At 41.8% G+C, this 13,123-nt stretch carries 12 protein-coding genes; 10 read left to right on the top strand and 2 right to left on the bottom strand.

Going from position 1 to position 13,123, the window contains the following annotated elements; translation table 11 throughout:
* Positions 1 to 169: 169 nt before the first annotated feature.
* From lpdA to MHH63_RS20435, 3 genes are read left to right on the top strand one after another with little or no spacing between them, the layout of a single operon-like run.
* Positions 170 to 1,564 (top strand): dihydrolipoyl dehydrogenase, encoded by a 1,395-nt coding sequence (gene lpdA / locus MHH63_RS20445; RefSeq protein ID WP_341172049.1) that lies wholly within the window; start codon positions 170 to 172, stop codon positions 1,562 to 1,564.
* Complete coding sequence (locus MHH63_RS20440) at positions 1,561 to 2,190, top strand: HlyD family efflux transporter periplasmic adaptor subunit (protein WP_076128586.1); 630 nt, start codon at positions 1,561 to 1,563, stop codon at positions 2,188 to 2,190. The genes lpdA and MHH63_RS20440 overlap by 4 nt, the downstream gene beginning before the upstream one ends.
* On the top strand, positions 2,174 to 3,325 hold the full coding sequence (locus MHH63_RS20435; protein ID WP_341172048.1) for an ABC transporter permease: 1,152 nt from the start codon (positions 2,174 to 2,176) through the stop codon (positions 3,323 to 3,325). Before MHH63_RS20440 ends, MHH63_RS20435 begins: the two co-directional genes overlap by 17 nt.
* A 20-nt stretch (positions 3,326 to 3,345) precedes the next feature.
* Here the strand turns inward: MHH63_RS20435 and MHH63_RS20430 are convergent, their stop codons facing one another.
* Positions 3,346 to 3,798 carry an NAD(P)H-dependent oxidoreductase gene (locus tag MHH63_RS20430; protein ID WP_081387515.1) on the bottom strand — a complete coding sequence of 151 codons (453 nt, stop codon included), beginning with the start codon at positions 3,796 to 3,798 and terminating at the stop codon, positions 3,346 to 3,348.
* Between the two features lie 182 nt (positions 3,799 to 3,980).
* On the opposite strand from MHH63_RS20430, the gene MHH63_RS20425 reads away from it, so the two are divergent.
* Entirely contained in the window at positions 3,981 to 4,202 is a 222-nt protein-coding gene (locus MHH63_RS20425; protein WP_341172047.1) for a hypothetical protein, read from the top strand.
* A 2-nt stretch (positions 4,203 to 4,204) separates the two neighbouring features.
* Here MHH63_RS20425 and MHH63_RS20420 read toward each other — a convergent pair whose 3' ends face one another.
* Positions 4,205 to 5,143 (bottom strand): helix-turn-helix transcriptional regulator, encoded by a 939-nt coding sequence (locus MHH63_RS20420; protein WP_341172046.1) that lies wholly within the window; start codon positions 5,141 to 5,143, stop codon positions 4,205 to 4,207.
* Positions 5,144 to 5,242: 99 nt separating this feature from the next.
* Between MHH63_RS20420 and MHH63_RS20415 the strand changes: the two genes are divergently transcribed.
* The 6 genes from MHH63_RS20415 to MHH63_RS20390 all read left to right on the top strand — a co-directional run bounded on the left by MHH63_RS20415 (position 5,243) and on the right by MHH63_RS20390 (position 12,990).
* Positions 5,243 to 5,692, top strand: a complete 450-nt coding sequence (locus MHH63_RS20415) for a VOC family protein (RefSeq protein WP_076128596.1) — start codon at positions 5,243 to 5,245, stop codon at positions 5,690 to 5,692.
* Between the two features lie 240 nt (positions 5,693 to 5,932).
* On the top strand, positions 5,933 to 7,630 hold the full coding sequence (locus tag MHH63_RS20410) for a hypothetical protein (RefSeq protein WP_076302912.1): 1,698 nt from the start codon (positions 5,933 to 5,935) through the stop codon (positions 7,628 to 7,630).
* 113 nt (positions 7,631 to 7,743) lie between these two features.
* Complete coding sequence (locus tag MHH63_RS20405) at positions 7,744 to 9,624, top strand: PAS domain S-box protein (protein WP_076220374.1); 1,881 nt, start codon at positions 7,744 to 7,746, stop codon at positions 9,622 to 9,624.
* A gap of 233 nt (positions 9,625 to 9,857) precedes the next feature.
* A complete protein-coding gene (locus MHH63_RS20400; RefSeq protein ID WP_076128602.1) occupies positions 9,858 to 10,202 on the top strand; it encodes a YojF family protein in 345 nt (114 codons plus the stop codon).
* A 23-nt stretch (positions 10,203 to 10,225) separates the two neighbouring features.
* Complete coding sequence (gene bshB2 / locus MHH63_RS20395; RefSeq protein WP_038574105.1) at positions 10,226 to 10,879, top strand: bacillithiol biosynthesis deacetylase BshB2; 654 nt, start codon at positions 10,226 to 10,228, stop codon at positions 10,877 to 10,879.
* A gap of 239 nt (positions 10,880 to 11,118) precedes the next feature.
* Positions 11,119 to 12,990, top strand: a complete 1,872-nt coding sequence (locus tag MHH63_RS20390) for a flagellin N-terminal helical domain-containing protein (protein WP_179088351.1) — start codon at positions 11,119 to 11,121, stop codon at positions 12,988 to 12,990.
* The last annotated feature ends 133 nt before the right edge of the window (positions 12,991 to 13,123 follow it).

Raw genomic sequence — 13,123 nt, 5'->3', positions numbered from 1 at the left:
GTTCTACTTTTAAAATATTATAGGCGTCATAATAAAGCCTGTCAATTTAGCGATTCTGAGAAAGTTAGCTCGTGAAAGGCGAGGTAAGGTTATTGACTGTTTTAAAATATGATGGTAATAATATATTACGATCATCATATTTAAAAAGTTCAACAGGAGGTATCAGGAGATGAGTAAGCTTGAAGCCGTAGAAACATTAGTCATTGGATCAGGTCCGGGAGGTTATGTGGCGGCGCTGCGATCTGCACAGCTTGGAATGAAGACAGCGATTGTTGAACGCAACCAGCTTGGCGGAGTCTGCACGCATGTTGGATGTATCCCATCCAAAGCATTAATTGCTGAATCACATCGCTATGATTTGCTCAGTCCTTTCAATTTTGCAAGTGCGTCAGCATCTTTTAAAAATGCTCAGGATTTTAAACAAGGAGTTGTGAATAAGCAGGCAGGTGGAGTCAGTTATTTATTAAAGACTGCTGGGGTGAGCATTTTCGAAGGAGAGGCTAGCTTGGTTGATGAACATACAGTTATGATCAGTCAGTCTGGACAGGAGCAAACCTTATCCTTTAAAAACGCTATCCTGGCTACAGGATCTCGTCCGATTGAGCTGCCAGCCTTTCCTGTTGGCGGACGTATTTTGTCTTCCACAGAAGCGCTGTCGCTCCCTGAGATTCCAACTAGCCTAGTAGTTATAGGTGGGGGCTATATTGGTGTCGAGCTGGGGCAGATGTATGCCAAATTCGGAACAAAGGTAACGATTCTGGAAGGGGGAGAACAAGTGCTGCCTGGATTTGAGGCGGAGCTTGTGAGCCCTGTTGGAAAGCAGCTGAAAGCCGATGGCATGAAGATTATTACCGGAGCGACAGCTGTGAACGTAGTAGAGAGTGCAGATACCATTACACTGCATTATTTAAAAAATCAGGAACAGCAGCATGTTACAGCGGAATATGTGTTAGTTACTGTGGGCAGAAAACCAAATACAGACGGCAATTTAGGACTAGATCGCATAGGCTTGCCAGTGACGAGTAGGGGATTGATTGCGACGGACGAACAGTGCAGAACAGCTATCCCGCATATTTTTGCAATTGGAGATATTACGGCAGGCCCGACTCTCGCTCACAAGGCATCCTACGAAGCCAAGATTGCGGCAGAGGCCATTGCAGGTCTCTCCTCCGAAGTTGATTATCGAGCCATCCCGCTCGTTGTTTTTTCGCACCCAGAGCTGGCCAGTGTCGGCTTAAGTGAAACAGAAGCAAAGACAAAAGGCATTTCGCTGGTTATTGGCAAATCCTCCTTTGGGATTAACGGGAGAGCCTTGGCCTTGAGGGAGACGGAAGGTTTCGTCAAGCTTGTAGCGGACCTAAATTCAGGAGTCGTAGTGGGTGCACAAATCGTTGGAGTAGAGGCATCCACACTCGTGTCGGAGCTTGCTCTTGCTATTGAGATGGGAGCCACTGTGGAGGACTTGGCGATGACCATTCACCCTCATCCCACATTGGGAGAAGTAATTATGGAGGCTGCTGAAAATGCAGTTAAAAAAATGGTGATGAAAGAGAGTGGAAAATGAAGATAAAAGCAGGGCTATATATAGGAATTGCGATTGTGCTGATTGTTGGAGGGGCGCTTCTTGCTGTAAAAGGAAAGGATGCAGTCAGTCAGGCTGAGAGCAGGAAACAAGGGATTCTGGATGCGGAGCAGAAGACAATATTTTATCAGAATAGTCCAGGGTCAATTGTCGAGGTCGGTGTGGCTGCAGGTGATTCTATAAAACAGGGAGAGGTGCTGTTTAAGGTTAAATCTGCTGAAGGAGAAACGGATGTAGTTGCGCCGGAGGACGGATCAGTCAACAAGATTATTGTAAAGCCGGGGGATCTAGTCCAGCTAGGAATGCCAATGGCGGTTTTGCAAAAAAACAGCTTTTATACAGATCTCTACATACAAGAAAGTGAAATCCAAAAGCTAGAGGTGAATCAAAGTATTGGCGTTCATTTTCCATATTTGGAGCACCCAACGGAGGTGACAGGTGTAATTACATCTATCGCAGCCGCGCCTCAATTTGCGAGCTTACGTATGTCACGTGAAAAAGGGCAAGCCGATTTAAGCATGTTTCTTGTCCGTGTAACTATGGATGGGAATGCTGATTTGCTTCCGGGGATGACAGCGGAGGTGAAGCTCGATGAAGTCACTGATTGACGAATGGAAGTACGTGGTGGGCAGTAAGTATTTACGCCTGATTTTTATAGGTCCGCTTATTGCGGCCCTGTTTTTTGGCTTAATGTTCTTGAAGAACCAAATCAGCGAATCGCATGTTATTGTCATTGATGAGGATCACAGTTCGTATTCACGACAGCTGATCTCAAAGATAAATGCCTCTCCATATATGAACGTAACAAATGTGTACTCCAGCCGCCTGAACCCAGAGACGTTACTGGCAAATGAGCAGGCTGTAGCGGTCATCATGCTTCCCAAAGAGTTGGGGCAACATCAGCAGCAGGGGATATCAACGAATATTGGCATCTTAATGGATAATACAATGCCTTCAGGGCTAACAGGCATCCGAACTGCGATTCAGGAAGTCATCCAGACGGAAAATGTGACTCTTTCTATGACCCGGCTCCTCCAAAAGGGGATGGATGCCGAAACCTCTAAAGGGCTTGCTTCTCCGTTATCTCTCCAGCAGCGGATGTTATTTAACCCGACCACAAGTTATGTGGGTTTTATGGTCATTGGATTTGTGAATATTGTGGTGCTGATGATTACAACAAGCGCAGCGGGTTCAATTGTCCCTCGGTTGCGACAGGAGGGGAAACTCTTTGCAAACGGGAAGTCTCCTTGGCAGATTTGGGTTCGCAGTGTACCTTACGCTGTTTTGACCACTATTTCGCTGCTCCTATGTTACGGCTTATTAAAGCAGGTGGGGGGAATGCGCTTTGAAGCGGAGCCTTATCTGTTTATTATTCCGCTGTTTGTATATGCCTTTGCCTTGTCGCTTATGGGCCTGTTGATTGGTTATACTGCCAAAGACGTATCCAAAGTTAATTTACGAACCAATTTCGTGTTGTATCCGTCGTTTCTTGCTACTGGAATCCAGCTGAGTCCACTTGCCTTTCCAGAGTTCTTTCAAATTTCCGCATGGGTATTACCTATGAACTGGCTTAATCGCCTTATACGTGGAATGGCTTTTCGGGATGGTGCGCTAACAGCCTACAGTCAGGAGCTGGGGGCGCTGCTGATTATTATCGGCGTTGTATCCTTATTCATTGGATTGCTGGTGCTTAGGGAGATGAAGAAACCAGAGATTCAGTTCTTAGAATCAGTCAGCGCTTGAGTAATTTGATCTAGTCTAGTTTAGTCCAGTCGTGCAAACCGTTGTTCTGTTTTATCAAGATGTTTCACCCGTTCTTCTAAGCTGCGATCTGACATCCCGGCATAATTATACCAACGAAGATTCTTACGTATTCCCATTTTGCGAAAGGTGCCTCTGAATAGAATTTTGGTGATGGGGTTGCCAAAAATCCAGCGATAAAAGAAGTCGGGCGTGTTCATTACGGTCAGCAGGGACACTCCTTTAATATTCGGGAGCAAGCATTTGAAGGGCCGCCCAGGTTTAGTTTCTTCGTAGACAATGCCTTTTGCGAATACCTTATCAAGAAAACCTTTGGTAAGAGCGGGCATGGCTTCCCACCATATAGGGAAAATGAAGACAATATGATCCGCTGCTATAAGACGCTGCTGATAATTGGCGACTAGCGGGTCGGGGGTTCTCTTTTGCCGCCAAGCAGTGAGTTCTTCGTGCGACATGACGGGATCAAATCCATCGGCATGCAGATCGTATTCGCACGGAGTTTCTCCCCGATAATAAAAAAGAAGTGCTTTTTCTTACAACACCTCTAGGGAAAGAAATATTCGATTTGCATTTAGCCCTACATAAGCAGATGAATAAAGGGATAAACCGGTTTCTACAGAGATATAACACAGATGAATTGTTATTTATAATCCAAGCCTTCGAGGATACTTTGGAAGCGTCATGGGTTCATTCGGAATCGGTTGCTGAAGAAGAACTATTAAACACTGGAGAATCTCTTGAGGCAATGAAAAACGATGAAATGAGTCAAATCGTAGACATGCTTAACCAACTGGATACGCGTAACCTCAAAAAGGCTAAGGCAGTTCTACAAGCTATGTTTTTTACCCCTTTTGATTAGCTTTATATTTTTTGATAGTGATTTACGAGTTGCTCTAATTTATCTTTGATTATTTGTTTTAAGGCTTCAGGTTTCACGGATGTAACAGCATGACCATATCGCATAAAATAATTAGCCAAGAAATCCTCTTCACCTGGATTATAGAATCCCTTAATGACTGTTTTCGGACCCACCTCTATTTCCATAGAAGGATAATGTTCTTTATAAAAAATATCCTTTGCTTGTTCCGCAATCCCAACTTCAAAGTCAATACTTTTCGCAGACTGATAGATTTCTAATGAACGACTAAGAAGTTCTTCTATAGAATAACGAGTTTTGTTTTCCTTTTCTTCAATGAAGGTTATTCGATCACATCTAAAAACTCTATATGTATTCGTCGTAAGCTCTATTCCAGTGGCATACCATTGACCAAACTTAGCGGAAATCCTAAAGAATTGAACAGGGTAGCTTTTTGTTTGGTTTTCTTTTGTATATTCAATGTTACAGGCACTCTCATTTAGAATACTTGCTAGGATTTTATCTAAAAAACGGCTGACATGCTTATGCTGATACATTTCGAATTGCAGGACCTTTTTCATTTTGTGAATCTGGTTGATTTGTGTACTCGATAGACAGTGCTCAAACTTTTCGTTTAGCTTGTTAACACTTAAATGAAAGGGTGTAGATTGATAAGATTCTAATGTCAGCATGGCAAAATACAGCGCATAGACTTCATCTATCGTGAAAATAATAGGGGATAACAATCTGTTTTTTAAAAGTCCATAACGTCCGTGTCTTCCATGTTCCGCGAAAATAGGCATACCTAATTGTTCTAATGAACTGATATCGCGTAGAGCTGTACTTTTTGAAATAGCGTATTTATCCATGAGATCACTTAAATTAAAGAATTCTCGATTGTTTAAGTACCTCATCATGTCATTTAATCGTTCTGATTTTTTCATATATAAAACTCCTTATAAAGGTGTCATGTTTTGATACCTTTATATAGGATAATAAGTTTAAGGCCAGATATCAAATATATAAAAGGAGAGATTTATACTATGAGTACAACACTAGAAGTAGCTATTTTTTTATCGATGAATGGAAGAGCTAAGGAAGCTATAGAATTTTACAAAGAACATTTTAACGCAGAGGAATTGCTACGTGTCACCTATCAACAACTAGCAGAGCGTGACAGCTCCATACAGCTTACGGATGAAAATAAGGATTATATTACTCACTCTGTCCTGTTAATCGGAAAAACAAAAATAATGATAGCAGAAGATACAATGAATACGAATGAGAAATATACAGTGGGCAATAACACTTCATTATGTATTCAAAGTGCTGACTTAGAGGGGATTGAAGGTTTTTATAAAAGCTTAATCACAGACGAGCGCGTGAAAATTATTGCTCCTTTATCTAGCAATGTGTTTAGCAAAGCCTACGGTATCATTGAAGATCCCTTTGGTATTCAAATCCAACTCATGTTTGATGAAAGATTACATTAAAAAAGCTTCCTACTTCTAAAACAAACTAAGTTTAATATTCAGCCGACTAAATTTCAGGTGTATTGTCCTGAGTTTGGCCGGCTTTTTTCTTGAGAGACGGGTTGTCCCAACCAAACGATAGAACGCAGATCGCGAGACTGTGCAGATTGTGCTTTTTACGTTCATTTCAAAATTAAGGCGGCACAGCAAATTACCGATAAATATAATAGCTAATGATTATATCTAATGGAGGAAAGACGGATGAAGAGGATTTTTAGTATATTGCTGATGTTATTACTGGTTACACCAGCACTCGGCACTACAACCTTTGCGAGCAATACGGTGAAGGCTAAGGTAACCGAGAGCAGTACATATTTTGATGGAGAACAGCGGAACCTGAATGGGTTCAACATATCGAATAACAATTATTTCAGACTACGCGATTTGGCAGAGTATTTCTCGGGAACGAGCAGCCAGTTTGATATCACTTGGAATAAAGCGAACAATGCGATTGAGATCATAACTGGACAAGCTTATACGCCCGAGAAGAAAACAACAAGTAACTATTATAGCCGCAATAAAAATTATGCTGCTACGCTTTCAAGCTCTAAGGTGCTAGTCAACGGACAGTTACAGTCTATTACGGCGTACAATATTGATGATAACAATTATTTTCAGTTGAGAGATTTGGCGGGTAAAATCCCGTTCGATATTGAATTTGACGTTCAGTCTGACCGCATATCGTTATTTTCCAAAATCCCAGATCATGCTTACCGGGTAAAGACGGCGGCTGTAGCTGAGAGTAACGGGGAATCTTCTTATTTTCCTAGATGGAAAAGTACGGCCTCTTCTTATCTTGTGAATAATAAGGATGGGACTGTAAGTGTTATTGAGGCGAACAAAGAGTTTACGATTGAAACGTACAATGAGAAGTACGAACTAACAGGCAATAAGAGCATTCCTTTTGAGCTTCCGGTGTTTGGTGGATTCTTTAGTGGGGAGAAGTATAACTATATTGCTTTTGGCCAAGAGAACCGCGAAGAGAATGATAGCAAGGAAGTCATTCGTATTGTCCGTTATGATAAAAGCTTCAATAGAGTAGACAGTGTCTCCATAAAGGGTGGGGAGAGCTATACCGTTAGCCCTTTTGATTCAGGCTCCGGCAGGATGGCTGAAGCTGGAGATACGCTTGTATTTCACACTTCACGTACAAGATACACGACAGAAGATAAATTAAATCATCAATCCCAGCTTACCATTATTGTAAATACTAAAACCATGACCGTGACCAATGATCTGGGAAGATTCCAGAAGAATCATGTCAGTCACTCTTTTGACCAATATGTATTGTTTGATGGTACTGCGCATGTTCTAGTCGATCATGGCGACGCTTATCCCCGTTCGATTGTTCTGAATAAAGGAGACGGAGCCAGTTATAACGAAGTGGATTTATTTAATATTCCCGGCAAAATCGGAGCGAACGCGACGGGTGTTTCTATAGGCGGATTTGAGATGTCCCCGGCGAACTATATAGTCGCTATGAATTCGGTAGATCATTCCCTAGTCAAAGAGTATACATCTTTTGAGATGGTGGGTTTAGAAACGGACCAAAGGGATGTCATGCTTAGTGTGTTGCCCAAGTCCAACCTGAGCAGTAATTCGGTGAATCACATTACCTTGGCTAAATATGTAGGCACGAACCTGATCGCGTCCATCCCTAAGCTAGTAAAAATCACAGACGACAAAATGATGGTGCTGTGGCAGGAGTTTGATAAAGAGAATCATCCGGGTGATCTGAAATATGTTCTTATAGATGGAGCGGGAAAAGCTACTAGCGACATCCAAACGATCAAGCATTTTGCCTTATCAGAGTGCAGTCCTATTATTAGTGGAGACAAAATCATTTGGTATACGAACAATAAAGGATCCAGAGTGTTCTATTCGATCCCGTTAAATTAACGGATTCAATTAACAACAAAGTGGGTAAATTAGACTATAAGCTATAAATAGGACCTTCTAAATAGAAGGTCTATTTTTTCACGCAAAAATTACATCATCCCATGGAGGTCGCTATGCATCGCGTAAATCTAAACCAGGAACAATTCAACCAACAGGTGATTAATCACGCCTCCTTTGGGATCGCCCTTTTATCGCCAAATGGTTTGATTCTGACCGTAAACCCGGCCTTTGAGCAGACTTTTGGTTATTCCACTGAAGAGTTTGAGGGTATGCGGTTAGAAGACCTTTCTCACCCCGAGGATTTCGGCAACCTTCATGATTTAAAAGCAGTTTTGGGTGAGGAAACAGAAGTTCAGATGGAAAAGCAGTTTATCACAAAAAATGGAGATTATATTTGGGGACAGCTCACGCTCCACCTATTCAGCGACGAGTCGAACCAGCCAGCATACTTCATTTGCCAAATCGTTAACATTACAAAGCAAAAGGAATCCGAGCAACGCCTTCAGGAGTCTGTTGAACGGTATACGTCGCTTAAAAAATATAACCATGACGCCGTCATTTCTTTTGACCTTGACGGTCGAATCATTAACACCAATAGTATGGCGGAAAAGATAACGGGCTATGCCATCGAGTCCGAGTTGATCGGGATGAAGCTTGCGAGTCTGATTGGAGAAGAGAATGTCCAGCGCATTCTGGAAAGAGCCCTTTACGATAATACAGTTGAGCAGTATATCAATAAGCTTGTCACTAAGGACAGCGAAGTCGTTGAAGTGCTCACCAGTATTGCACCTATTTATGTGAACAATCATAATATCGGATTTTATCTTATATGCAAGGACATTTCCGAGCAAAGGCAATTGTCGCTAGCTAAGGAAGCCGCAGAGTCCACGAATAGAGCTAAAAGTGAGTTCCTGGCTATGATGAGTCATGAAATTCGCACTCCCATGAACGGGGTGATAGGCATGACTGATATTCTGCTTGAAACAGAGCTTAATGAAGAACAACGTGAATATGTAGAAATCATTCGCAAAAGCGGAGGAATCCTGCTCAATATAATCAATGATATTCTTGATCTTTCAAAAATTGAGGCAGGCCGCAGCGAGCTACAAGAGGATACATTCGATCTGCGAACTTGCCTCAAGGACAGTTTTTCTGTTATTGCAATAAAAGCTGAACAAAAACATCTGGAGCTCACCAGCATCATAAATCATGATGTTCCTGACTTTATTTACGGTGACGAGGAACGCTTGAAGCAGGTGTTCTTGAACCTGCTAGGGAATGCTGTGAAATTCACACCCGCGGGCAGCATATCGGTAAAAGTGAGGCTTGTAAAGGATGATCCCTTCCTGCTGGCCTTTACGGTAACCGATACTGGCATTGGAATTGATCCTGATCGACTTACTGATATTTTTGAACCGTTTGAGCAGGTGGATAGCTTTATGATGCGGAGACATGAAGGCACGGGTCTTGGCCTTGCCATCAGCCGCAGAATTGTCGAAATGATGGGTGGTGAGATCTATGCGGAGAGTGACGGCAAGAGCGGTACGTCGGTTACCTTCACAATCAGGCCCAAGAAATCAGTGGTAATTCCTAGCCAAGAGGCTAACATTAACAAGCTTCATACCGCACGTGAGGCAAGAATTTTACTTGCTGAAGACAACTCTATCAATGCGCTAGTGCTGACCAAAATACTCGAAAAAATGGGTCACAGTGTTATCGCCGTCACAAACGGCATAGATGCGGTTGAAGCAGCACGGAAAGAACCCTTTGATCTTATTTTATTGGATCTTCACATGCCCGTTATGAACGGTATAGAGGCTATGAAGATGTTAAGAGATGAGCATCAAGAGAAATGTCCGCCCATCATCGCGGTCACGGCTAATGCTTTGAAGGGTGACCGTGAAAATTGTCTAGCTGCCGGAATGGACGAGTATATCAGCAAGCCTGTAAAGCGTGAAGTCATCATAAAGATGTTAGATCAGTTTGTGATCTAATATAAACAGCATAACCTCTCAGTGATATTATCCCCTTCAGGTGAACAGTAAAAAGCCAGTCCATTACTGTTACACTTGGAGGGGATCGCTCTATCCATTGAATTACATAGCATTGCACGTTATACTTTGAAAAGAAATACGGACCCGCTTATCATATAACAGATCCGTCCTTCTATAAGGTATGGATCTTATTTTTTGTATGTATATATTCAGTCAGAGACGGAGGCGCAACATTGCAGCTAATCAATCAATCGGAAGTACAAGATAGGATCGACCTGCTTAAAGATCAGGATCTATATATCCATCTTGAGATGACAACGGGAGCCTACGCTGCCCATTTAGATAGTTCGAAGCATCCAGCCGCTACTTTTATTACCAATGCTGTTATTCGATATTCCCATGGTTCGATTTCCGGCAACGGTCCTTATCGGGTCGGCTTAAAAATGTCGCAGGGCTGGGTTTACTCGGAAGGGCTAACTCACTATGAAGAGAGTGAGACAGGCAGATTGATTATGGCTGGACATGATGCTCAAGGCAAACTGATCGTATCGTTACAATTAAGCCGAGAGCCGTTCTAATGGAAGAGGAGATGAAGAGTTCTGTGGAAAAACATATTCTTGTTATTTTGCCACATCCGGATGATGAGGCCTTCGGTATATCAGGTACCCTTGCCAAACATATACAAAATGGGACCCAAGTTACCTACGCATGCCTAACGCTTGGAGAAATGGGCCGAAATATGGGCATCCCGCCCTTTGCGAATCGGGTAACCCTCCCGGAAATACGTAAGAAGGAGCTGGAGGAATCCTGCGAGGCTATTGGCATACAGGATTTAAGAATGCTTGGTTTTCACGACAAGACGATAGAATTCGAAGATCAAGTCTTGCTCGATGGGCAGATTGATGCGCTCTTGAAAGAGCTTAAACCTTCGTTGATCATCACTTTCTATCCAGGGTACAGCGTACATCCTGATCACGATGCTACTGGAGCCGCAGTGATCCGAACCGTTGCAAGACTTCCAAAGGAAGAAAGACCTCCTGTTCACTGTATAGCTTTTGCTAATAATATTGTAGAGATTGGGGAGCCAAAGGTTATCAATGATGTGAGAGATTTCCTCAAGCACAAGATGGCGTCCATTCAGGCGCATCGTTCCCAATTCCAAGCTGCTGAGCTGTTGGGCAGCAAACCTTTAAATGATAAAGAGATCCAAGCTCGTTTTGGAACAGAACATTTCTGGATTTATCCGTTTGAATGATAATGATCTAGTCAGAATTTTAGCGGTGATCTGTTGTCGGTGCTTAACCGGTGATAGATCGCCGTTTTTGTATGTGAATATTCAACTTTTCAGCGGGGGACGGTGGGAATTTAAGGCGAGGCCTTAAGACACGGGTAATTTGACCTAAAAAATTACTAAGGACTATCCGATATAGAAGATACTAACAATTGAAAGGTGATTAAATGCGAATCGGTCACAACATCACGTCTTTAAATAGTTTGAACAGATTAAATAAAAATAATAAATCTATTACAAGTTCACTAGAGAGGTTATCTTCTGGACTTCGGATAAATATAGCGGCAGATGATGCTGCAGGATTAGCAATTTCTGAGAAAATGAGAGCACAGATTCGTGGATTGTCTCAGGCAGCAAGGAATACACAGGATGGTATTTCACTAATTCAGACTGCTGAGAGTGGACTTGGAACTATACAAGATCCTAATCTGCTAAGACTACGGGAGCTTGCAATACAGGCTTCAAATGATACCTTAACAAATTTTGATCGAACATTGATTCAAAAAGAAGTTGAGCAGATAAAGCTTGGGATAAATGATATTGCTAATAACACTCAATTTAATGGAATTCATTTATTGAATAATGACCTCGAAGTAAACACGAATATTACCCCAGTACAGGGCAATATAAGTACGAACTGGACCGCTAACATACCTGCCAGAGATTTATCTAAGACTTCAGATGGAGGTTACGTCGGAATAAGAATTCCCGGTAATAATCCCTTCAAATTAGATAGTATGGGTAATCTGGTTTGGTCACAAGCAATTCCTAATATGGATGTGTATAGTATTAAGGAATCTAGTGATGGTGGTTATATTTTATTAGGAAATGATTTCTCAGCAGGGGCAATTTCCGATCAAAGGATAAATATAATTAAATGGGATGCGAATTTGAATGAGCAGTGGAGTACAGGGGTATCTGGTGTCTACTCCATTATGGGGAATGAAGTAATTGAGACTAGTGACGGTTCCTTTATTGTGGCAGGGACGGGTTCCGGTATTCAAAATTGGGATGGCCTTATGGCTAAATTTAATAGTAGTGGTGTGCAACAATCCACCTCGATAGTGGGTTCTTCACAATCCAATCCGGTTGGCTATGGAAGCGAAGAATTTAATTCTATTATTGAAACTGCTGACGGCGGTTATTTGGCTATTGGTTCATCAAGTCTCAAACTAAACGGTTCTTATACCGATAAGTCAAGCTGGGTTGTGAAATATGATAGTAACTTAAATCCGTTATGGGACACACGAGTCGGTGCTGCTGGGGATGATGAAGGTTACCGGGCCATCGCAACCAGTGATGGAGGGGCCATAATTGTTGGTTCTTATAACGACTCTACTAAAACTAGTGGATTAATCTATAAACTAGACAGTAGTGGAAACGTATTGTGGGAGAAGAATATCTCAAATGAAACTTCCAACTCCAGTCAACTTACTAGCATTACAGAAATGAAAGATGGGAATTACATCGTTGGAGGAATAGTAGATAATAATTATCGTCTTTCCATCTTTGATCCACAGGGTAATGAATTGGCTAATGTTAATCTAAATGGTGGGGGCTCTACGGATAGACTAAATAACATTATTAGTAATGATGACGGAAGTTACACTTTTTCAACTACAACTGGGATAACCAATTTCAATGTATCTTACGGATCAAACCCTGGTACCACATATGATTACAAAACAGTAAATCTTCAGGTGGGAGCAAACTCTGGGAATAACTTCGCTGTTAAATTAACAGATGCTAGAACTACTGCTCTGGGAATTGCGGATATAGATCTTTCAACTAGACAAGGTGCCGAATTAGCGATTTCGAAAATAGACAAAGCTATAAATACCGTTTCATCCAGGCGTTCAATGTACGGCGCGTATCAAAATGCATTAGAACATATCCATAATAACCTAACCAATTACGAAGTAAACTTAACAGCAGCTGAATCACGAATAAGAGATGCGGATATGGCAAAGGAAATGATGAAGCTTACCAAATACAATGTCTTATCTCAAGCATCGCAAGCGATGTTGGCTCAAGCTAATCAACAGCCTCAAGGCGTGTTAGAGTTGTTAAAATAGGGCTATACATACAGTCTATGCATTTCAGTGCATAGGCTTTTTTAGAATCTATGATGATATAAGAAATGATTTACAAAAAAATTTCCAGAGACTATTATATTTCTATGCGTAATATTTTCCTTTTTTAACTAGA

The sequence above is a fragment of the Paenibacillus sp. FSL H3-0310 genome (assembly GCF_038002785.1).
GTDB lineage: Bacteria > Bacillota > Bacilli > Paenibacillales > Paenibacillaceae > Paenibacillus_AQ > Paenibacillus_AQ odorifer.
The sequence above is the reverse complement of the archived record's forward strand: the minus strand, read 5'-3'. Positions and strand labels throughout refer to the sequence as shown.

Coding starts and splice junctions, on each gene's coding strand:
- MHH63_RS20410 (WP_076302912.1), top strand. CDS start 5,933: ATGAAGAGGATTTTTAGTATATTGCTGATGTTATTACTGGTTACACCA.
- MHH63_RS20415 (WP_076128596.1), top strand. CDS start 5,243: ATGAGTACAACACTAGAAGTAGCTATTTTTTTATCGATGAATGGAAGA.
- MHH63_RS20440 (WP_076128586.1), top strand. CDS start 1,561: ATGAAGATAAAAGCAGGGCTATATATAGGAATTGCGATTGTGCTGATT.
- MHH63_RS20420 (WP_341172046.1), bottom strand. CDS start 5,143: ATGAAAAAATCAGAACGATTAAATGACATGATGAGGTACTTAAACAAT.
- MHH63_RS20405 (WP_076220374.1), top strand. CDS start 7,744: ATGCATCGCGTAAATCTAAACCAGGAACAATTCAACCAACAGGTGATT.
- MHH63_RS20430 (WP_081387515.1), bottom strand. CDS start 3,798: ATGTCGCACGAAGAACTCACTGCTTGGCGGCAAAAGAGAACCCCCGAC.
- lpdA (WP_341172049.1), top strand. CDS start 170: ATGAGTAAGCTTGAAGCCGTAGAAACATTAGTCATTGGATCAGGTCCG.
- MHH63_RS20435 (WP_341172048.1), top strand. CDS start 2,174: ATGAAGTCACTGATTGACGAATGGAAGTACGTGGTGGGCAGTAAGTAT.